We start from the raw sequence: 21,689 nt of genomic DNA, 5'->3' as shown, positions 1-21,689 counted from the left end.
CCCCGGGAGCGGGTGTCCGAATCGGGCGCGGATTTCCGTTGCGGGCGCGAGATGCCGGCCGCCGTCGTCCGTTATTTTCCCCGCCCGCTGGGTACGCCGCTGGTAGTGTTCCTGCAATCGGAACGGCACGCAGACGGGGTGATTCTCTTGAACGACGACGGGCTGACAGAGGCTGTGCAGGAAGCCGGGGCGGTGGAACTGCTACTGGTCCGGCACGGCGAGAGTGAAGGCAACGTTGCCGCCACCGAGGCCCGGGAGGCAGGGGCGGCGGTCATCGCCGTGCCGGCCCGCGACGCCGATGTGAACCTGTCCGACATCGGGCAGGAGCAGGCCAAGGCCCTGGGCGCGGCTTTGGCCCGGACCGCCGAGGAGTTCCGGCCGGACGCCGTGGTTTCCTCGCCCTATGCACGTGCCCGTCAGACGGCGGAAATCGCCGTGGAGGTGGCGGGCTGGCCCGTGAAGGTGCGCACCGATGAACGGCTCCGGGACCGCGAACTGGGCATCCTGGACCGGCTCACCCGGCTGGGCGTGGAGCAGCGTTACCCGGACGAGGTGGAACGCCGCGAATGGCTGGGCAAGCTGTACTACCGGCCGCCGGGCGGGGAATCCTGGGCGGACGTGGCCCTCCGGCTGCGCTCCGTCCTGGCGGAACTGAACAACCTCGGCACCGGGCATCGGGTGATGCTGGTGTGCCACGACGCCGTGATCATGCTCTTCCGGTACGTGCTTGAAGGGCTGAGTGAAGCAGAACTCCTGGACCTGGCGGCCACCACCTCGGTCCTGAATGCCTCCCTGACCCGCTATGTGCGGCCCTCCGGCGCCGGCCGCTGGACGCTCGAAAGCTTCAATGTCGCGGACCACCTGACCGAGCAGGGCGTTGCCGTGACCGAACATGCCGGGGACGCCAGTGTCCACCCGCGGTGAGGCGGGCGCGGCCGGGGCCGCGCAGCCAGCCCTGGTGACGCCGTCGCTCCTGCGCGACTGGCCGCTCCCTGCCGCCGGCGAGGACAAGTACTCCCGCGGATCGGTTCTGGTGATCGGCGGGGCCCGGGCGACTCCCGGTGCCGCCCTGCTCTCCGGTGCTGCCGCCCTTCGGGCCGGCGCCGGGAAACTCACCCTGGCCGTCGCGGAATCGGTGGCCGTCCACGTGGGCGTCGCGCTGCCGGAATGCGGGGCGGTGGGGCTGCCGGAAACCCCCGGCGGGTCCGTTACGGCCGGGGGACTGGACCTCATTGCCCCGTACCTGGACAAGGCAGATGCCGTGCTGGTGGGTCCGGGCCTCGATGACCTGGACCTGGCCGAGGAGCTGCTCCGGGCGCTGCTCGGGCGGGAGGCCGCCTCCGGGAAAGGGAACGACGGCGGAGGTCCCGCCGTCGTCCTCGATGCCTACGCTTTGGGTGCTTTGGCCAAGGTGGAGGACCAGTCCGGTCCGTGGACGGGGCGCCTGATCCTGACGCCCAATCCCAAGGAGGCTGAGATCCTGCTTGGCCGCGGGCTGGAGGACCTGCCTGCTGATGTCGCGGAGATTGCCGAACGGTACCAGGCGGTGGTGAGCTGCCAGGGCCTGATCGCGAGGCCGCCGGGTGATGCTCCGGAAGAGGCGGAGCTCTGGAAAATCACCACGGGGTACGGCGGGCTGGGGACCTCAGGCAGCGGGGATGTCCTGGCCGGTGCCATCGCCGGCCTTCGCGCGCGGGGAACCAGTGAAGCCCAGGCTGCGTGCTGGGGCACCCATCTTCATGCGGCTGCTGCGGACAGGCTTGCCAGCCGGCTGGGACCCCTGGGCTTCCTGGCGCGTGAACTCGCGGACGAGCTGCCCGCGCTGATGCTGGAACTCAACACCTGATCCCTCCAGGTTAAAAGCAACGCGGGGTCACTTACGGTCCATCCGACGGGGTCTTTTGCGCGATAGGTGACCCGCGTTGCTTTCTCCGGGCATGAGACGACCCCCGGCCGAAGCCGGGGGCCGCCATACCGGGAAGTGCGGGTGTAGGCTGCCGGTGCGCTTTAAGCGCTGTGGCGTGCATACTGTGCAATCCGCCCTAAAGGCAGTCAGCAAATCCCCGACTTTCCGATCCTGTGTTGAAGCTAGGCGGCAATCTCTTGCTTGGCCCCCTTCGTCTCAATTTCAATCTTGCGCGGCTTGGCCTTTTCGGCGACAGGAATCCGCAGCGTCAGGACACCGGCGTCGTACGTAGCCTTTACGTTGTCAGTATCCAGGGTGTCCCCAAGGATCAGCTGGCGGCTGAAAACGCCGCGCGGCCGCTCGGAGGCGATCAACTCGGTGTCCTTGCCTGCAGGGTCGGGGCGCTCGGCCCGTACCGTCAGGACGTTCCGTTCCACATCCAGATCCACAGAATCCAGTGCGACGCCGGGCAGATCAAAGGCGACGACAAATTCCTGGTCCTCCCGCCACGCGTCCATCGGCATCGCTGCCGGGCGCGCCGCCGTGCCGAGGACCTGCTGGGCCAGCCTGTCCAACTCGCGGAACGGATCAGTTCGCATCAACATGGCTTCCCTCCTCGTAAGAGACGGTCCAACACTTTTCCGCATCAGCCGATCTGTATTGGCTGATATAGATTTTTTATCACTGGGGAATCAGGTCTGCAAGGGGTTCCGAAGGGTATTTTTGAAGTTTTTTGCGGCCTCGCGGGACATGGGTGAGGGGCCCATCGCGGTACGCGAAAGGCCCCTCAGATGCTGGTTGTCAGCTCCGCGTCGGGTCCGGCCGCAGCGGTGCCGGGCCCGGATCCGGCACCGGCAGCGGGCCCGGGGGTTCCGGTGCGGGGAACGGATTGGGAGCCGGCGGGCCCGGGTGGCCGGGATGGGCTGGATCTGGCTGGTCCGGGCCTGGTTCCGGCGGGAACGGCTCGGGCTCGTGCACTGGCGGGATGGTCATGTGACGTTCCCCTCTCACGTTTGATGGACGTGCCTTGGCGTGAACAGGATACGCCCGCCGCCTCAAGCCCACTAGGCCGGCGGCCCGCCGTTCCCGTCAGTCCGGGACGGCACCCACCAGCCGGAGCCAGGCACGCAACTGGTGCAGGTCCGACTCCCCGCAGCGGAAACCGACATGGCCGTCCGGGCGCACCGCAACGATGCCGCGGCCGGGATGGCTGCTGAGCCGATGCACATGGACCTTGCGCCCTGAAAACGCGAGCTCCGCGCCCGCCACATCCCAGCCGGCATCATGCTCCAGCAGAATGTGGACGCCCGGCGCGGCCGTCAGCTCGTGAAGGCGGGCGGGCTGCCCGCCGGTGGCTGCCGGCGCGTCCGGCAGCCGGTCCCCCGGCCGCGGCCACCGCGCTGCGGGCGGGGTGCCCTCCAACGAGATGCCGCTGTTCCGGTAGCGGACAAAAGGCTGTGCCAGCAGCCTGATGCCGGCAGACGTGAGGCGCCGCCGGCGCAGCAGCACCGGCAGCAACGGCGCGGAAACCGGAAGGAGGCCGCGGAGCAGGCGCGCAAGGGGGTGGGGTGACGCTTCCCCGAAAAAGATGACGTGGGTCAGGGCCAGCACGCGCCGGGCAGCGAGGCGGCGCTCGTAGTCATAGGAGCCGAGCAGTTCCGGGTGCGTCCCGCCGTCGGAAGCGAATCCAAGCTTCCAGCCAAGATTCAGCGCATCAAGGATGCCGTTGTTCATCCCCTGGCCGCCCGCCGGCGAATGGGCGTGCGCGGCGTCTCCGGCCAGGAACAGGTTCCCGCTGCGGAACCTGCTGGCCACTCGGTGCTGCAGGCGGACCTGTGCGGACCACCGCACGTCCCGCACCGTCGCCTCCAGCCCCGACCCCTGGACGAGCCGGGCCACTTCCCCCGCCGGGACTGCCGGCCCCAGCTGCCCGAACGGGCCGGCGGCATGCGGGTCTGCCGTGCGGGTGGCGAGCAGCCGCCACGTGGCGCCCTCGCCCAGGGCGAAAAGGAACGCAAGCCCCGCGCTTCCCACAGCGACATGGAGGAGGCCGGGGTCCAGCGGGCCATCGAGCTCCAGGTCGGCCAGGACTGCCTCCACCCGGTACGGCGCCCCGCTCCACTCGGCACCGACGAGCCCGCGCACGGTACTGGATTGCCCGTCGCATCCGGCGAGGAAGCGGCATTCGTGCTGCTCCAGGCCCTGTTCGTGCGGGTTGCCAAGGGTCCGGTTCGCCCCGGGGAAGTTGCCGTCCGCCAGCCGCAGGTCGGCGCGCAACGCTCCGTCCCTGCCCGGGAAGGCGGCGAGGCCACGGAACTCAACGCCCCAGTCCACCGGCACGTCCCGGGCTTTGAGCGCGCGCCACAGAACGTCTTCGACGTCGGCCTGACGGACCAGCGTCAGGTGCGGGAAGGCCGTGTCCGGAAGGTCGGCGTGGCCAAGCCTGGCCTGCACCACCCGCTTGCCGAGGTGGATGCGTGCCTCCGGGGTGGTGTCCGCCCGGCTGAGCAGTTCGTCCGTGACACCCAGCGGCCGGAGGCCCTCGAGTGCACGGGCGTGGAGCATCATTGCCCGGGAGGGGCGCACCCGTTCCGCCCGCCGGTCGACAATGCGTACGGTGGCTCCGTGGGCATGCGCCTGGAGCGCCGTTGCCAGGCCTGCGGGACCGGCGCCCACCACCAGGACGTCGCTGTGGACGGTCATGGGTGGCCCAGGAGCCGCCACCAGGCCTGGCCGGCCCCGGCGGCGGCAGCTTCCATCCGGGCCGGGTCTGCGAGCGCCTCATCCCGGCGCAGCCCGGGCAAAACTTTGTACCTGATCGAGCCCGGGACGCTCACCAGTTCCAGGACCCGCCACAGGGATGCCGCGTAATGGTGTGCCCTTTCCGCGCCATCCCATTCGTAGAAGCCCCGATACACTCCGCGGTCGTCATGCGCGCACCAGAGCTTTGACACGAAACCAGGAAACCCGACGAAGAGCGGCGTGTTGAGCAGGCTTTCGGCTTCGAACAGGCGGTGCGCCCTGCCCCGCACCAGCCTGAGCCTGAAGGCGACAACGAGGGTGCACGGCTCCCCGGGCGCGGCTCTGACGGCCGTTTCCCGGTACACCCGCGCCGTGCTGCCGTCCGCGAACTGCAGGACGCGTCCCACGTTTTCCCCGGGCAGGTGGACCTGCCGCCGGGCCAGCATCACGAAGCTCCTGCCCACACACCCGGCCACCGCCCGCCAGGCCTGGGCCCTGGGGGCCGGACCGTGTTCGCTGGACATTGCCGCTCTCCTTCCGCGCCCCCTGGTGTCCGTCCGGTCTGTCCCTTCACTCCCTCCACCGTCCCGCACACCGGTCCCCGCCCCTAGGGTCTTTGGCCCTTTTCCGCCCCGCACCGCTGCCGCGCGCACCGCCGTCGGACGCCCTTTACTCCCTCGCCGGGAGGCGGCGATCCCCCGGTAGCGAACGGCCGGATAATTGTCGGCGCGGATCTATATATTGAAGGAATGACCCAGACTCCGCTGCGGGACTCCGCCGCCACTGCCGCTCCCACACCGCCGGTTGCCAAGAAGATCCCGTCCGAACGCGTCCACCACGGGGACGTTTTCGTGGACAACTACGAGTGGCTCCGGGACAAGGAATCCGCCGAAGTGGTGGCGCACCTGAAGGCCGAGAATGCCTATCAGGAAGCGGTCACCGCACACCAGGAGCCGCTGCGCGAGGCCATTTTCCAGGAGATCAAGGGCCGCACGCAGGAAACGGACCTCTCCGTGCCGCACCGCAAGGACGGCTGGTGGTACTTCAGCCGCTCCGTGGAGGGCAAGGAATACGGCATCCAGTGCCGGGTCAGGGCCGCGGACACCGGGGACAAGGTTGCCGACTGGACCCCGCCCGCCGTCCAGCCCGGCGTCGAAATCCCCGGCGAGGAAGTCCTGCTGGACGGCAACGTGGAGGCGGAGGGCAAGCCGTTCTTCTCGGTGGGCGGCTCGGCCGTAACCGTGGACGGCACCCTCTACGCCTATGCCGTGGACAACTCGGGGGACGAGCGCTTCACCCTCCGCATCAAGGACCTCAGCACCGGCGAGCTGCTGCCGGACGTCATCGAGAACATCTTCTACGGCGTTGCCTTCTCCCCCGACGGCACCCGGATTTTCTACACAATGGTGGATGATTCCTGGCGCCCGTATCAGGTGAAGGCGCACGTCCTGGGCACGCCTGTTGCCGACGATGTAGTCATCTACCAGGAGGACGACGCCGCCATGTGGCTGGGCTTCGAGCTCTCAGCTGACCGGCGCCACCTCGTCCTGGGCATCGGGTGCTCGGAGTACAGCGAAACCCGCCTGCTCCGCTTTGACGACCCCGCCCAGGAACTCACCACCGTGATCTCCCGGAACGACCACGTGCTCTATGAGGCCGAGCCGTTCCTGCTTGCCGGGCCCGACGGCGAAAAACGCGAGCGCATCCTGCTGACGCACAACCGCGGTGCGGTCAACTCCATGGTCTCCCTGGCTGATCCGGCCGAGCTCGCCAAGCCGCTGGCAGAGCAGGCCTGGCTCACCGTCGTCGAACATTCCGACGACGTCCGCATCAACGGCGCGGGAGTCACCTCCACGCACCTGGTCGTTTCCATCCGCAAGGACACCATCGAGCGCGTGCAGTTCATCGGGCTGGCAGGGCTGGGGACGCCCGCCCAGGAAGAACCCGTGGAGCCGGCCTTCGATGAGGAGCTCTACACTGCGGGCGTAGGCGGGTCGGACTACGAGGCCCCGGTCATCCGGCTGGGCTACACGTCCTACTTCACGCCGTCGCGCGTGTACGACTTCGTGCTGCCCACCCCGCAGCAGCCCGCGGGTGAGCTGCTGCTGCGGAAGGAAAGCCCGGTCCTGGGCGGCTACGACGGCAGCGACTACGTCGCCACCCGGGAATGGGCAGACGCCGCGGACGGCACCAGGATTCCGCTCTCCGTACTGCGGCACAAGGCCGTGAAGCAGGATTCGACGGCGGCCGGCCTGGTCTACGGGTACGGCTCCTATGAGCTGAGCATGGATCCGGGCTTCGGGATCGCGCGGCTGTCGCTGCTGGACCGCGGCGTGGTGTTCGTAATCGCCCACATCCGCGGCGGCGGGGAGCTGGGCCGGCACTGGTACGAGGACGGCAAGAAGCTCACCAAGAAGAACACGTTCACCGACTTCATCGACGCCACAGACTGGCTGGCCGGTTCCGGCTGGGTGGATCCTGCGCGGATCGCCGCCCTGGGCGGATCGGCCGGCGGCCTGCTGATGGGGGCCGTGGCGAACATGGCGCCGGAAAAGTACGCAGTGATCGTGGCGCAGGTGCCGTTCGTGGACCCCCTGACCAGCATCCTCGATCCCGAGCTGCCGCTCTCCGCCCTGGAGTGGGAGGAGTGGGGCAACCCCATCACCGATCCCGCGGCCTACGCCTACATGAAGTCGTACTCCCCCTACGAGAACGTCAGGGAGGCGGCGTATCCCAAGATCGCCGCCGTCACCTCCTTCAACGACACCCGGGTCCTGTACGTGGAACCGGCCAAGTGGGTGCAGGAGCTGCGGAGCAAAACCACCGGCACCGAGCCCATCCTGATGAAGATCGAGATGGACGGCGGGCACGGCGGCGCGTCCGGCCGCTACGTGCAGTGGCGGGAACGGGCCTGGGACTACGCCTTCATCGCCGATTCCCTTGGCGCCACCGAGCTGCTGCCCGGCGCCGGCCTGAAGTAGGACGACGCCGTACGCCATCGACTGCTCCGATATTGCCGTTTAGAGCCTCCAAAACGGCGTTTTCGGAGCAATCGATGGGGAAACCGCTCAGGACTGTGGATGCTCCGCCAGCCACTCGGCCAGCGTTTCGAGATTGGCGCGGACGGTCCTTCCCTGGGCCCGTTCCACCAGCGGGTCGGCCAGCTTGCCAAAGATGCCGCCCAGGCCGGACGCGGCCTCGATCCGCTCGGTGACGCGGGTGCCGCCGTCGGCCGGTTCGAGCGTGATGGTAATGGTGAAGTCCAGTTTGCCCTCGACGGAACGGGACACCATGCGCCGGGGCGGATCAAACTCAGTGATTTCGGCGGTCCAGTCGAACTGCCGCCCCATGATCTTGCTGGTTCCGCGGCCCCGTGAACCCACGCCCAGCGGGCCGTCACCGATCTGCCCGGACGAGGTGACCGAGGAATCGTAGACGGCGATGTTCTCGAATTTCGACAGGAAGTCAAAGACCTCCTGCTGCGGCCGGGGAATGACGACGGTTTCTTCCACAACAGGCATTGGATTCTCCTTGGACAACGGCCTGGTGCCGGCCCGGCTCGGCCGGCAGGTAGGCACAGCGCCAGCTTGGCCCGACGGCTTTGGGCTGTCAAGACGCTGCCGGAAAGCTCACCCTCGTGGTTCATCGACTGCTCCAATAAAGCCCTTTTGAGCCCCCGGAACGACGTTATTGGAGCAGTCGATGGGCATTTCCGCGGAAGGAGGCACTCCCCTTTTATTTCTCCATCCGCTTTTCTTAACGCCCGATTTTAGTAAGGTAAGGCTGTACTAATAAGATTGCCGGATGACCACGCAGCTTGATTTCGCGCGGGTTTCTTTCGCTGCCGATCTTGCGCGCTACGGAAACCGGCCTGCCATCCTTGCCGACGGGCTGACGCTGACCTACCGGGAGCTGGCCGCCCGCGTCGACAGCTTTGCCCGGAGGCTGGGCACTGAACGGCGCCTCATCGCCCTTGCGGCGTCCAACGACGTCGAATCGCTGGTGGCCTACCTCGCCGCCCTGGCGTCCGGCCACCCGCTGATCCTCCTCCCGGAGGACAAACCGGCTGCCCTCGAATCCCTGGTGGCGGCCTACGACCCCGACGTCGTGGTCCGCTCCGCGAACGGCGAGTGCGTCCTGGACGAACGCCGGCCCGGGACCCGGCACACCCTGCATCCGGACCTTGCCCTCCTGCTCAGCACGTCCGGCTCCACGGGCTCCCCCAAACTGGTGCGCCTCTCCCACGCCAACCTGCAGGCCAACGCCGAGTCCATCGCTACGTACCTGCGAATCACGGCTGAAGACCGGGCCGCCACTACCTTGCCGATGTCCTACTGCTACGGCCTCTCGGTCATCAACAGCCATCTGCTGCGCGGCGCCGGCCTGGTCCTGACCGGACTGTCGGTGGTGGATCCGTGCTTCTGGGAGCTGTTCCGGCGGGAAGGTGCCACGGCGTTCGCCGCCGTTCCCTACACCTTTGAGCTGCTGGAGCGCGTGGGCTTCGCGGACATGGACCTGCCCAGCCTGCGCTACGTCACCCAGGCCGGCGGCCGGCTCGCCCCGGAGAGCGTCCGGCACTACGCGGAACTGGGCCGCCGGCAGGGCTGGGAACTCTTCGTCATGTACGGCCAGACGGAGGCCACGGCCCGGATGGCGTACCTGCCGCCGGACCTTGCCACGGCGCATCCCGGCGCCATCGGCGTGCCCGTCCCCGGCGGAGACTTCCGCATCGAACCCGTGCCCGGACTGGCCGACGGCGAGCTGGTGTACACCGGGCCCAACGTCATGCTGGGATATGCCGAGACCCCGGAGGACCTGGCGCAGGGCCGCACCGTCACCGAGCTCCGCACCGGCGACCTCGCCGTGAAGAACGCCGCAGGCCTCTACGAGGTGCGCGGGCGGCGCAGCCGGTTCGTCAAGATCGTGGGACTGCGCGTTGACCTGGGCCAGGTGGAACGCCTCCTGGCGGACCTCGGCGTGCACGCGGCGAGCGCCGGAACGGACCAGGGGCTCGTCGTCGCCGTGGAGGGAACCCACGACACCCGGCTGCTCACCAAAGTCCTCGCCCAGGGCCTCGGCCTGCCGCGCGCCGCCGTCGACATCCATGCAGTGGCGGAACTTCCCCGCCTGGCCACCGGCAAGGTGGACTACCCGGCGGTGGCCGCGCTCTCCGCAGCTGCCCCGGACAACGCGGCTGCCCCCGCAACAGCCCCGGACAAAGCGGCCCCGCACAAACGCACCCCGGACAATCGCTCCCCGCAGGAGCCGCAGGGCACCGCGGCCGGGCCGGACACCGTCAGGCGCATCTACGAGGACACGCTGGAGCAGACGGACATCGCGGACACGGACACGTTCGTCTCGCTCGGCGGCGACTCCCTGTCCTTCGTGGCGGCCTCGGTCCGGCTGGAGCAGGCCCTGGGCCACCTGCCCCCCGACTGGCATGTCACGCCGGTCCGCGACCTGGAGCCGCGCCGGCCGGGCCGGCCCGCCCGGACCCGGCTCGCACGGCTCTTTGCCCCCACGGACACCAGCCTGGTCCTCCGGGCCGTGGGAATCTTCCTGATCGCCGGCACGCACATCGGCCTGTTCAACTGGCAGGGCATGGCCCACGTGCTGATTGCCGCGGCCGGGTTCAACTTCGCACGCTTCCAGCTCTCCGGCGAAAGGCTGCCCCGCCTGCGCCGGCAGCTCACCAGCGTGGCCCGGATCGCCGTGCCCAGCATGGTGTTCATCGCCTTCGCCTACCTGGTCACCGACCACTACGGCCTGGTCAACATCGTGCTCCTCAACGCCATTCTGGGGCCGGAGCAGGTGACCACGCAGTGGCATTTCTGGTTCATCGAGGTGATCGTCTACATCCTGCTGGCCATGACGGCCCTGCTCTCCATCCCGTGGCTGCACCGCGCGGAACGCCGATTCCCGTTCATTTTCCCGCTCATCCTGTTCGGCGGCGGCCTCCTGACCCGGTACGAACTCGTGGAGCCGGGTGTGCCGTACACCGTTCCGGCCCTCTGGCTCTTCGCGCTCGGATGGGCGGTGGCCCGGTCCCGCAACCTCGCCCAGCGCTGCATTGTCTCCGCCCTGGCCGTCCTCACGGTTCCGGGGTTCTTCGAGGACGCCAACCGCGACGTCACGGTGATTGCCGGCATCCTGCTGCTTGCCTGGCTGCCCGCCCTCCCCATGCCGCGGGCCCTGGGCCGCGTGACGGTCCTGCTGGCCAGCGCCTCCATGCACATCTACCTCGTCCACTGGCTGGTCTACCCGCCGCTGGCGGGCCTGGGCCTTCCGCTCGCACTGGCCGCATCCCTGGCGGCAGGCGTGGCCTACTGGGCCTTGTGCAACAGGGTTGCCGGCGCCGCCCAGCGTTTGCGCGCACGGACGTGAGCGGACGACGGCGGCCCTCCTCCGCCGTCGCCCGTCACCTTGCGCCAAGCCGCACCATGGGCGGCGCTGGACACGGATGTATCCAATAACACTAATCATGCTTACTATTGTCTGGCGCTGGCTGCCCGCTGGGGGCAGGCCAACCAGCGCCGTACGTGGAGGTTTCTGTGAGCATGGAAGAAATGCGTCCCCTGACCGACGACGAACTAATGGCGGAACAGGGAACCGCTTTGCCGGACAAGGAAGTTGCCTCTGTCCTTGACCTGAATGCGGACCTGGATCTTGGCATCGATGCGGCGGCACCCATCGATCTCGCCGTGGCCGCCAATGCCAACGTGGCCGCGCCGATCGACGCCGCGGCGTCCGCCAACATCCTCTCCTACGGCTCCGATGCCCAGGCGCTGGCCGACCAGGGGGTGATGATCGAGCAGGGCATTGTGGCTGACGCCAATGCGGCTTCCGCCCAGGACAGCACCATCGACCAGTCGGACGACACCGTCGGCGACGGCACGGTGGAGGACGGCGCGGCGGGCACCGGGACTACGGAGGCCGGCACCACCCTGCCGGACGTCGGCGCGCTGCCGGTGGACCCGGCCGCCGCACTCGACGGCGACCTGCTGAACGTCAACGTGGACCTTGCCGCCGACGCGGACATCGCGGCCCCGATCAACGGCGCAGTGGCCGCCAACGCCAACGTGGCCGCGCCCATCGATGCCGCGGTTGCCGCGAACATCGGCTCCATCGACAGCCAGGCATACGCCGTGGCCGAACAGGATGCCATCATCTCCCAGCACATCGAGGGCGAAGCCAACGCCACTGCCGACCAGCAGTCCGACCTCCGGCAGTAAGCACCCATGACCCACACAAGCGGCGGGCCACGCACCCAGGCGGGCCCGCCGTCGTCCGCTGCGCCCACCGGCGACCACCCCCTGCACACTCCCGCCCGGGCCGACGGCGTCCAGCTCATCGGGCCTTCCGAGGGATCCGGCTACCGGGAGCCGCCATCGCTGGTCCGCCGCGCCGACGGCCAGACCCTGCAACTGACGCCGCTGCTGTTCGCGGTGCTGGAGGCAGTGGACGGGACACGGACGGAGGAGGAGGTTGCCCGGCACGCCAGCGAGGCGTCCGGAAGGCTGATCAGCGCGGACAATGTCCGCACATTGATGGACTCGCAGCTGCTGCCGCTGGGACTGCTGCGGCTTGCGGACGGATCCCAGCCCGCGGTCCGGAAGGCTGATCCGCTGCTGGGCATGCGCTTCCGCTACACAGTGACCGATCCGGAACGCACCCGCAGAATCACGGCACCCTTCACGGTTCTGTTCAACCCGCTGGTGGTCGTATTGGTGACCCTGGCATTCCTGGCTGCCTGTTGGTGGGTGCTGATGGTCAAGGGCCTGGGATCTGCCACCCACGAGGCGTTTGAGAACCCGGTCCTGCTCCTGTTGATTTTTGCCGTCACCATCCTTTCCGCGGGGTTCCACGAATTCGGGCACGCCGCCGCTGCCCGCAGGGGCGGGGCCACGCCCGGCGCCATGGGTGCAGGCCTGTACCTTATCTGGCCGGCGTTCTTCACAGACGTCACGGATTCCTACCGGCTGGGCCGCGGCGGCAGAATCCGCACGGACCTTGGCGGCCTGTACTTCAACGCCGTTGTTGCCGTAGGCATCATGGGGCTGTGGTGGGCTACCGGCTTCGATGCCCTGCTGCTGGTGGTGGTCACCCAGATCCTGCAGATGGTCAGGCAGCTGCTGCCTCTGGTCCGCTTTGACGGGTACCACATTTTGGCCGACGCTACCGGCGTGCCGGACCTCTTCCAGCGCATCAGGCCCGTCCTGCTGGGCCTGCTTCCCTGGCGCTGGGGACGGCCGGAAAACCGGGTCCTCAAGCCGTGGGCGCGCGCCGTCGTGACCCTGTGGGTGCTGGTCACCGTGCCGCTGCTGCTGTTCAGCCTTGCCATGATGGTGCTGGCCCTGCCCCGGCTCCTGGCCACCGCCTGGAGCAGTGCGGCCAAACAGCAGGAGCTGCTCGCCGGGAGCCTTGGCGCCGGCGACCTGGCCGGCGCCGCCGTGCGCATCCTGGCCATTGCGGCCGTGGCCCTTCCCATGGTTGGCATGCTTTACATCCTGGTGCGGCTGCTGCGGCAGCTGGTCACCGGCCTCTGGCGGAAAACGAGCGGACACGCACTGCGGCGGACTGCCGCGATGGGCGCAGTGGCGGCACTGCTGGCGGGGCTTGCGTGGGCGTGGTGGCCCGACGGCGGCACGTACCGTCCGGTGCAGCCGTACGAACGCGGGACGTTGGCCGATGCGACGGCTTCGGTCCTGCCTGCCTCGGGCACAGCGCTGCGGGAAGGCGGCAGCGGACGGACCGTGGCCCTGTGGCCCGAAGGCGCCGCAAAGCCCACCCGGGAGAACCCTCAGTTGAGCATGGTGCTGGTGCCGGTGGACGCTCCCGCGGGCGCTGGTCCGGCAGGAACCGCCAGTTCAGAGGCTCCGTCCTGGGTGTTCCCCTTTGACAGACCGGCAGCTCCCGAGGAGGGCGGCAACCAGGCCCTGGCCGTCAACACCACCGACGGGTCCGTGACCTACAGCGTCGCCTTCGCTCTGGTGTGGGCCGAGGACGGTGAACCCGTTGATACCAGGAATGAGGCCTACGCCTTTGCCAGCTGCAGCGGGTGCGCGGCCGTGGCCGTGGGCTTCCAGGTGGTCCTCATCGTGGGCCAGGCCGACGTTGTGGTGCCGGAGAACCTCTCCGCCGCGGCGAACTACAACTGCTTAGAATGCCTTACCTATGCACTGGCCAGCCAGCTGGTCCTCACCTTGGATGGCCCGCTTAGCGAAGCGGGCATGGCCTCCCTTCAGGCGCTGTGGGCAGAAATCGCCGAGTACGGCCGGAATATCCAGAACGTGCCGCTTTCCGAAATCCAGGCCACCCTGTCCTCCTACAAGGCACAGATCATGGCCATCGTCCAGGCGGATCCCAGCGCCACACAAAGTTCCGCCCAGGAAGCCACTCCTGCTCCTTCCGGGGAACCAGGCCCAGCCCAGGCACCAACGGCCCCGGCCTCATCCGGCACGGGCACCGGCGCAACCGCTCCGGCAGGGACAGCGCCCGCCACCGCCCCGGCGACCCAGCCGGCGCCAGGCGACGCGCCGCCGTCGTACGCCCCCGTTGAGACACCGCTCCCAACGGCGGATACTGGGGGCACGGCTCCCGCAGCCGAGCCGCTTCCCACCACAAACCCCACCTAGGAGCACAGATGTCATTGGGCAAGGGAACGTCCGTGGAATGGAACACCCCGCAGGGCAAGACGCACGGCAGGATCGTGGAAAAGAAGACCAGTGACTTTGAACTGGACGGGAACACCCACCGTGCCAGCGAGGACGAGCCGCAGTATGTGGTGGAGTCGGCCAAGACCGGAGCCCGGGCCGCGCACAAGGCTTCCGCCCTGACCGAAAAGAAGTAGCACGGTGGCCGCGCAGCACGAGGTGGTCATCATCGGCGGCGGCAACGCCGGCGTGTCACTTGCCGCCCGCCTGGAGCGCTACGGGGTCAAGGACGTGGCCGTCGTGGAGCCCAAGGACCACCACTTCTACCAGCCGCTGTTCTCCCACATCGCCGGCGGCCGGGCGCAGGCCACGGAGGCCGTCCGGTCGCAGGAGTCCGTGATCCCCCAGGGCGTGACGTGGATCCACGACGCCGCCGCCGGTGTGGACACGGACGCGAACACCGTCACCCTGGCGTCCGGTTCCACTGTGTCCTACGGACAGCTGGTGGTGTGCCCCGGCCTGCAGTATGACTGGGATGCCGTGCCCGGCCTGGCCGAGGCCGTGCACTCGCCCGCCGGCGCCTCGCACTACGAGTTCGAACTGGCGTCCAAGGCCTGGACCCTGTTGAGCGGCCTGACGTCCGGCACGGCCGTCTTCACCATGCCCGCCGGTCCCGTCAAATGCGGCGGCGCAAGCCAGAAACCCATGTACCTGGCCTGCGACTACTGGCGGGAGCAGGGTGTCCTGGACCGGATCCGCGTGGTGATGGTGCAGCCCTACCCCACCGTGTTCGGTGTCCCGGAGGTGGACCGGGAGCTTGACCGCAAGATCGCCGAGTACGGCATCGAGCTGCGGACCAACAGCGAACTGGTTGCCGTGGACGCGGCCGGCCAGACGGCCACCATCCGGGACCTGGCCGCCGGTACCGAGGAGAACCTGCACTACGACGTCCTCAACGCCGTTCCGCCGCAGTCCGCCCCGGACTGGCTCAAGGCGACCGACCTGCCTGCAGCCGGTGACGCCGGCGGCTTCGTGGAGGTGGACCGGCAGACGCTCCGGCATATCCGGTTCCAGAACGTCTGGTCGCTGGGGGACGCGGCCGGAACCACCAATTCCAAGTCGGGGGGCGCCCTGCGGAAGCAGACGAAGGTCCTGGCCAAAAACCTGGTGGCCGCGCGGAAAGGCAAGGCCCTGCGGGCAAAGTACAACGGCTACTCGGTGTGCCCCTTCACGGTGTCACGCGACACCGTGGTGTTCGCCGAGTTCGACGACCGGTACCGGGCCATGCCCACCATTCCCCGGGTGCCAACCTGGAACGAGAGCAGGCTGTCCTGGGTGGTGGACCGGGACATCTTCCCGCAGGTCTACTGGAACCTGATCCTCAAGGGCAGGGCTTAAGTGAGAGAGCGTCCGGGGAAACGCCGCGTTAAGTGAGAGAGCGTCCGGGGAAACCCCGCGTTAAGTGAGAGAGCGTCGGTTACCCGGCCGCGGAAGTCACGACGGCGGCAGTCGCCTCCGCGATGGCCCGCTCCTCGTCCGTGGGAACCACCAGGACGGGAATGGCGGACCGCGCCGTGGAAATGACGCGCGGCTCCTTTGACCGCTCGGCGTTCAGGCCGGCGTCGAGCTCTATGCCCAGCGCGCCCAGCCTGTCCGCCACCAGGGCACGGAACTGGTGGGAGTTCTCGCCGATCCCTGCAGTGAACACCAGTGCCTTCGCCCCGCCCACGGCGACGTGGTACCCGCCGATGTACTTGGCCAGCCGGTAGGAGGTGACGGCGAGCGCCGTCGCAGCCCGCGCGTCGCCGGATTCCGAGGCCTCCACCACGGAGCGCATGTCGTTGTTGCCGGCCAGGCCTTTCAACCCGGATTCCCGGTTGAGCATGGTGTCCAGGTCCTCCGGCGTCCAGCCTGCCCGGCCCAGGAACACCAGGATGGACGGGTCCAGGTCGCCCGAGCGGGTCCCCATCACCAGGCCTTCGAGGGGCGTGAAGCCCATGGACGTGTCCACGGAGTGGCCGCCCCGGATGGCGGTGACGGAGGCGCCGTTGCCCAGGTGGGCGATCACGCCGTCGAACTCTTCCATGGGCAGGTCCAGCAGCGCTGCCGCGCGCCGCGCCACGTACTCGTGGGAGGTGCCGTGGAAGCCGTAGCGGCGGATGCCGTGGTTGGTGTACAGCTCATCCGGGACAGCGTAGCGCCAGGCGTGCTCCGGGAGGGTGCGGTGGAAGGCGGTGTCGAACACGGCAACCTGCGGCATGTCCGGCCACTTCCTGGTGATGGCGCGGATTCCCAGCACGTTGGCCGGGTTGTGCAGCGGTGCCAGCGGGTTCAGGCGCTCGATGGCGCGGGTGATCTCGTTGTCAATCAGCACGGGTTCGGCGAACCGCTCGCCGCCGTGCACCACCCGGTGGCCCACTGCCGCCAGCTCCAGGCCGCCGAGTTCCTGGTGGATGGCGGCGTCCACCTGTTCCAGTGCCTCGGCATGGTCCCGCGGGCCCTCGATTTCCCCGTCCCCGTCACCGCCGTTGCCCATGCCGATCTTCTCGATCAGCCCCTCGGTCAGGACGCTCCCGGCCGCGACATCGCGCACCTGGTATTTGAGCGACGACGATCCGGAGTTGATGACGAGCACGAGCATGAGGGGCCTCCTGAGCCTTGCTTCTGCGGTTCAAACCCCACTATAGGTGGGCGCGGCGGCCGATTCCTTGCGGATGGGCCCGGCTGCGCCTAGAGTCGGGGCGGACAGGCTGGACCACGCCCGAGAGGACACTTCCATGACGAACGAACCCGCGTCGATTGACGAGAATGATCCCACCAACACGGGATCCAGCAGCACCGCTCCCCTGAATGCCCAGGCGGATTCGGATGCCCGGCCGGGCTCCGGAAAGAAGGACCCCACGGTGGTGGAGGGCGCCAACCCGGCCCTGGACGACACCGGCAACCTCAAGGCCGCCGAGACCGGCGAAGCCCCCGAGGCTCCTGAGAACACGGAGGACCTGGACCTCACCCCGCAGGGCCTGTCGGACGAACCCGCCAAGCAGGAGGACCAGGAAAGCCTGGCCAAGCCGGACAACAGCTGACTTATGCAAAAGGGCGACGCCGGCACCCATGGTGGTGCCGGCGTCGCCCTTTTGCATGGCCCTCCCCCGCGGGCCTGGAGAGGGCCTTAGGAGGGTTCTTGGGAGGCCTCCGCCTGCGCCTGGATGGCCGTGATGGCTACGGTGTTGACGATGTCCTCCACGGTGCAGCCGCGGGAGAGGTCGTTGACAGGCTTCCGGAGCCCCTGCAGGACAGGCCCCACGGCCACCGCCCCCGAGCTCTGCTGCACCGCCTTGTACGTGTTGTTGCCGGTGTTGAGGTCCGGGAAGATGAAAACGGTGGCCTGCCCGGCAACCGAGGACCCCGGCATCTTGGACTCGGCGATGGAGGCGTCCACCGCGGCGTCGTACTGGATGGGGCCTTCGACGGCGAGGTCCGGCCGGCGCTCACGGACCAGCTCGGTGGCCTGCCGCACCTCGTCCACCGCTTCACCCGAGCCGGAACCGCCGGTTGAGTAGGACAGCATGGCCACCCGCGGCTCCACCCCGAACTGGGCGGCGGTCTCCGCCGAAGCCAGCGCAATGTCCGCCAGCTGCTCCACGTTCGGGTCCGGGTTCACCGCACAGTCGCCGTACACCAGCACCCGGTCCGGCATGAGCATGAGGAACACCGAGGACACGATCTTCACGCCCGGGCGCGTCTTCACGAACTCCAGGGCCGGCCGGATGGTGTGGGCCGTGGTGTGCGCGGCCCCGGACACCATGCCGTCCACCACGCCCAGCTGGACCATCATGGTGCCGAAGTAGCTGACGTCCTGCATGATCTCCAGCGCCTTGGCCAGGTCCACGCCCTTGTGCGCCCTCAGCTCGGCGTACTTCTCGGCAAACTTCTGCCGGAGGTCCGAGGTGGCGGGGTCCACGATGCTGATGCCGGTGAGGTCGATGCCGTTCGCTGCGGCCAGTTCGCGGACGTCAGGCTCCGGCCCAAGCACGGTGAGGTCGCAGACGTCGCGCCGGTGCAGGATCTCCGCCGCGCGCAGGATCCTCACGTCCGTTCCTTCCGGCAGCACCACGTGCCGGCGCTGCGAGCGGGCGCGTTCGATGAGGTCGTGCAGGAAGCGCAGCGGCGTCATCCGCTCGGCCCGAGGCAGGTGCAGGCGCTCCACAAGTTCGGTTTCGTCCACCCGGCGGGACCACAGTCCCAGGGCGGAGGCAACCTTGCGGCGGTGCCCGGACCAGATCTCGCTGCGGACTTCGGAGACCCGGCGTGCGGTGGTGTAGGTGTCCTCCTTCGTGGCGAACACGGGGAACGGCGCCTGCGCCAGGAGCGGGTAGATGTTGGCGTCCGGTGCGAGCCCTCCGGTGAGGATGAGCGCGGATGCCACCGGAAATTCCGGCGAGAAGGATGAGGCCAGGCAGGCCACCATCACGTCGGCCCGGTCGCCGGGAACGATCACCAGCGCGCCCTCGTCCAGCACGTTCAGGAAGTTGCCCACGTTCATGGCCGCCACCTTGATGTCCTTGACGTCGCGCTCCATGTCCCGCCGCCCCGCGATCTGCCGGACCCCGAGCGCCGTGGCCACTTCACCGGTGGTGGGCCGGGCTATCTCCTCCAGTTCCGGCAGGACGTACACGGGCCGCTTGGACGCGCCGGGCTTGACCGCCGCCCCGATCGCTTCCACGTCCTCCGGGTCCGCACGGTTCACCAGGATGGCCAGGAGCGCGCACCGTTCGGCGGCAAGTTCCTTCCGGGCAACCTCGACGGCGGCCACGGCTTCTGCAACGGTGCGCCCCTTGGCGCCCACCACGGCCACCACGGGCGTGGCCAGGTTGTTCGCGAGGCGGGCGTTGAGGTCGAATTCGACGGCGGAGTCCTGGCCCACCAGGTCGGTTCCCTCCACGATCACCACGTCGCAGTGCCGCGAAATGTCCGCGAAAATTTCCACGCAGCGGGCATCGATCTCGGCGCGGTTGCCTTCCGCCAGCAGATCACGGACTTCGGTGTAGGTCAGGCCGCCGCGGCACCGCTCGTCCTCCAGCGCGAAACGGGATTTCATCAGCGCCACCATCGGATCGGCCGTGGCGTCCGGGCCGTGGACTACGGGTTTGAAGAAGCCGATCCTGTCCGCGTGCCGGTGCAGGGTGTCCGCCAGGCCCAGGGCAACAAGTGACTTGCCCGAGCCCGGGGTGGTTGCGCTGACGTAAATGCCTTTGGCCATGGTCCGCCCTTTGCTGTGCTGGTGCCGGTCCCTCCATCCTTGCACTTCCAACCCTCCCGCGCCGCCGCTGTACGTTCCCGCCCAGTTGCCGGCCGCCGTCGTCCCTTCCAGCCCAGTTTTCGAACGCCTCCCTGGACTGCCCCCACAGACTGCTGGCCTGGACCCTCCAAAACTGGGCTGGTCCGGCCGCCCTCCCCTTGACACAGGGCCCCTCGATGGGATTACCTAATGAACATTCGGTAAATAAAGCTGGAGGCAATGACGCATGGCTGAAACCACCCTTTCCGGGCCCACGCACCAGATCCTGGAGAACGACTATGCCTCCGAGTGGATGGGCATCCAGGTCCTCGCCATCAGCGACGGGCACGCCACCATCCGGATGACCCTCCGGCAGGAAATGCTCAACGGCTTCGGCATGGCCCACGGCGGAATGATCTTCGCCTTCGGGGATACGGCGTTCGCCCTCGCGTGCAACCCCGCCGTGCCGGCACCCGGCGTGGAAAACAGCATCACCGTGGCCTCCGGCGTCGACATCAACTTCCTCAAGCCCGCCTTCCGCGGCCAGGTGCTCACGGCGGTGGCGGACCGCCGCTCCAGCGCCGGACGCAGCGGCCTGTACGACATCCAGATCTTCGCCGCCGACGCCCCGCCCGCCGACGCCGGCCAGCCGGGCGAGCCCACCCCGAACCAGCCAGGCGAGCTCATTGCCGAGTTCCGCGGACGCAGCCGCACCATCCCCAAGAAGTAGGAAACCATGACCCTGCATGCCCCCGAATCCCCCGCAGCCACCACAGCAGCCGGACTGGATCGCGAGGAGACCATCTCCCGCGACGAGCTCGAGGCCCTCCAGCTCAGCCGGCTACAGCACACCGTTGCCTACGCCTACGAGCGCGTGCCCCTCTACAAGCGCAAGTTCGACGACGCCGGCATCCACCCCAACGACCTGCGTGAACTGAGCGACCTGGGCAACTTCCCGTTCACCACCAAGGACGACCTGCGCGAAGAATACCCGTTCGGCATGTTCGCGGTGCCGCAGCACGAAGTAGCCCGCATCCATGCCAGCTCGGGCACCACGGGCCGGCCCACCGTCGTCGGCTACACCAAGCAGGACCTGGCGGACTGGGCAAAGCTTGTGGCCCGCAGCTTCCGCGCCTCAGGCATCCGCCCCGGCATGAAGGTCCACAACGCCTACGGGTACGGCCTGTTCACCGGCGGCCTGGGTGCCCACGCCGGCGCCGAAGCCCTGGGCTGCACCGTCATCCCCATCTCCGGCGGCCAGACCGAACGCCAGATCCAGCTGATCCAGGACTTCAAGCCCGACGCCATCCTGGCCACGCCCACGTACCTGCTGACCATCGCCGACGCCATGGCCCACATGGGCATCGACCCCGCCTCCACGTCGCTGAAGTATGCGGTGCTGGGCGCCGAGCCGTGGACCGAAGAGATGCGGCACGAGCTTGAGGTCACCATGAACCTCAAGGCCTGCGACATCTACGGGCTGTCCGAGGTGATGGGCCCGGGCGTGGCCGGCGAAGCGGTGGAAACACAGGACGGCAGCCACATCTGGGAGGACCACTTCCGCCCCGAAATCATCGACGCCTTCAACCCGGTGGTGGGCAAGGAAAACGTCCTGGGCGACGGCGAGCACGGCGAACTGGTGTTCACCTCGCTGACCAAGGAAGCGCTGCCCATCATCCGGTACCGCACCAAGGACCTCACCCGCCTGCTCCCCGGCACGGCCCGCCCCGCGCACCGCCGGATGGGGCGCATCACCGGCCGCAGCGACGACATGATCATCCTCCGCGGCGTGAACGTCTTCCCGTCCCAGATCGAGGAAATCGCCCTCCGGATCCCCGAGCTCAGCCCGCACTTCCAGCTGGAGCTCACCCGCCCCGAAGGGCAGCGGATGGACCAGATGACGGTCAAGATCGAACGCCGGGAGAGCGTCACCTTCGAGCAGAGCACGACGGCGGCACGCACCTTGAAGGAACAGATCAAGATCCACGTGGGTTCCTCCTGCGCGGTTGACGTGGTGGAGCCGGGCTCGCTTGAGCGGTCCAACGGCAAGCTGCGGAGGATCTACGACCTGCGCCCCAAGGGGTAGCAGCCCAAGGGGTGGCAGCGGTGC

17 protein-coding genes are annotated in these 21,689 nt (G+C 68.5%); 11 read left to right on the top strand and 6 right to left on the bottom strand.

Features of this window, described 5'->3' with window-relative positions; genetic code table 11:
* The first annotated feature begins 138 nt into the window (after positions 1-138).
* Entirely contained in the window at positions 139-924 is a 786-nt protein-coding gene (locus tag U7114_RS06065) for a histidine phosphatase family protein (RefSeq protein WP_321216290.1), read from the top strand.
* Positions 908-1,846 (top strand): NAD(P)H-hydrate dehydratase, encoded by a 939-nt coding sequence (locus U7114_RS06060; protein ID WP_323056777.1) that lies wholly within the window; start codon positions 908-910, stop codon positions 1,844-1,846. Before U7114_RS06065 ends, U7114_RS06060 begins: the two co-directional genes overlap by 17 nt.
* Before the next feature lie 242 nt (positions 1,847-2,088).
* Here the strand turns inward: U7114_RS06060 and U7114_RS06055 are convergent, their stop codons facing one another.
* From U7114_RS06055 to U7114_RS06045, 3 genes are all read right to left on the bottom strand, one after another.
* A complete protein-coding gene (locus tag U7114_RS06055; RefSeq protein WP_323056776.1) occupies positions 2,089-2,511 on the bottom strand; it encodes an Hsp20/alpha crystallin family protein in 423 nt (140 codons plus the stop codon).
* Positions 2,512-2,995: 484 nt separating this feature from the next.
* On the bottom strand, positions 2,996-4,609 hold the full coding sequence (locus U7114_RS06050; protein ID WP_323056775.1) for an FAD-dependent monooxygenase: 1,614 nt from the start codon (positions 4,607-4,609) through the stop codon (positions 2,996-2,998).
* A complete protein-coding gene (locus U7114_RS06045; RefSeq protein ID WP_323056774.1) occupies positions 4,606-5,172 on the bottom strand; it encodes a hypothetical protein in 567 nt (188 codons plus the stop codon). The genes U7114_RS06050 and U7114_RS06045 overlap by 4 nt, the downstream gene beginning before the upstream one ends.
* Positions 5,173-5,397: 225 nt before the next feature.
* Between U7114_RS06045 and U7114_RS06040 the strand changes: the two genes are divergently transcribed.
* The gene (locus tag U7114_RS06040) at positions 5,398-7,629 is read left to right on the top strand and encodes a S9 family peptidase (RefSeq protein ID WP_323056773.1); all 2,232 of its coding nucleotides are present in this window, start codon (positions 5,398-5,400) and stop codon (positions 7,627-7,629) included.
* An 87-nt stretch (positions 7,630-7,716) separates the two neighbouring features.
* On the opposite strand, the gene U7114_RS06035 is transcribed toward U7114_RS06040, so the two are convergent.
* Complete coding sequence (locus tag U7114_RS06035) at positions 7,717-8,169, bottom strand: SRPBCC family protein (RefSeq protein WP_157241325.1); 453 nt, start codon at positions 8,167-8,169, stop codon at positions 7,717-7,719.
* Between the two features lie 283 nt (positions 8,170-8,452).
* On the opposite strand from U7114_RS06035, the gene U7114_RS06030 reads away from it, so the two are divergent.
* The 5 genes from U7114_RS06030 (at position 8,453) to U7114_RS06010 (ending at position 15,699) form a co-directional block, all read left to right on the top strand.
* Positions 8,453-11,032 (top strand): AMP-binding protein, encoded by a 2,580-nt coding sequence (locus U7114_RS06030; protein ID WP_323056772.1) that lies wholly within the window; start codon positions 8,453-8,455, stop codon positions 11,030-11,032.
* Between the two features lie 173 nt (positions 11,033-11,205).
* Positions 11,206-11,880: a peptidoglycan-binding protein gene (locus U7114_RS06025; RefSeq protein ID WP_323057002.1), complete on the top strand. Its 675-nt coding sequence runs from the start codon at positions 11,206-11,208 to the stop codon at positions 11,878-11,880.
* A 6-nt stretch (positions 11,881-11,886) separates the two neighbouring features.
* Positions 11,887-14,283 carry a hypothetical protein gene (locus U7114_RS06020; protein ID WP_323056771.1) on the top strand — a complete coding sequence of 799 codons (2,397 nt, stop codon included), beginning with the start codon at positions 11,887-11,889 and terminating at the stop codon, positions 14,281-14,283.
* An 8-nt stretch (positions 14,284-14,291) separates the two neighbouring features.
* Entirely contained in the window at positions 14,292-14,498 is a 207-nt protein-coding gene (locus tag U7114_RS06015; protein ID WP_157241319.1) for a DUF2945 domain-containing protein, read from the top strand.
* 4 nt (positions 14,499-14,502) lie between these two features.
* Positions 14,503-15,699 (top strand): FAD/NAD(P)-binding oxidoreductase, encoded by a 1,197-nt coding sequence (locus U7114_RS06010; RefSeq protein ID WP_321214297.1) that lies wholly within the window; start codon positions 14,503-14,505, stop codon positions 15,697-15,699.
* A gap of 79 nt (positions 15,700-15,778) precedes the next feature.
* On the opposite strand, the gene U7114_RS06005 is transcribed toward U7114_RS06010, so the two are convergent.
* Entirely contained in the window at positions 15,779-16,942 is a 1,164-nt protein-coding gene (locus tag U7114_RS06005) for an acetate kinase (RefSeq protein ID WP_321214298.1), read from the bottom strand.
* A 136-nt stretch (positions 16,943-17,078) separates the two neighbouring features.
* On the opposite strand from U7114_RS06005, the gene U7114_RS06000 reads away from it, so the two are divergent.
* Positions 17,079-17,384 carry a hypothetical protein gene (locus U7114_RS06000; protein WP_321214299.1) on the top strand — a complete coding sequence of 102 codons (306 nt, stop codon included), beginning with the start codon at positions 17,079-17,081 and terminating at the stop codon, positions 17,382-17,384.
* A gap of 86 nt (positions 17,385-17,470) precedes the next feature.
* Here the strand turns inward: U7114_RS06000 and pta are convergent, their stop codons facing one another.
* Positions 17,471-19,561 (bottom strand): phosphate acetyltransferase, encoded by a 2,091-nt coding sequence (pta, locus tag U7114_RS05995; RefSeq protein ID WP_323056770.1) that lies wholly within the window; start codon positions 19,559-19,561, stop codon positions 17,471-17,473.
* 265 nt (positions 19,562-19,826) lie between these two features.
* On the opposite strand from pta, the gene U7114_RS05990 reads away from it, so the two are divergent.
* Complete coding sequence (locus U7114_RS05990) at positions 19,827-20,309, top strand: hotdog fold thioesterase (RefSeq protein ID WP_323056769.1); 483 nt, start codon at positions 19,827-19,829, stop codon at positions 20,307-20,309.
* Positions 20,310-20,315: 6 nt separating this feature from the next.
* Positions 20,316-21,665 carry a phenylacetate--CoA ligase PaaK gene (paaK, locus tag U7114_RS05985; RefSeq protein WP_323056768.1) on the top strand — a complete coding sequence of 450 codons (1,350 nt, stop codon included), beginning with the start codon at positions 20,316-20,318 and terminating at the stop codon, positions 21,663-21,665.
* Positions 21,666-21,689 lie beyond the last annotated feature (24 nt).

The organism is Pseudarthrobacter sp. C1, from assembly GCF_034720455.1.
Classification (GTDB): Bacteria; Actinomycetota; Actinomycetes; order Actinomycetales; family Micrococcaceae; genus Arthrobacter.
The sequence above is the reverse complement of the archived record's forward strand: the minus strand, read 5'-3'. Positions and strand labels throughout refer to the sequence as shown.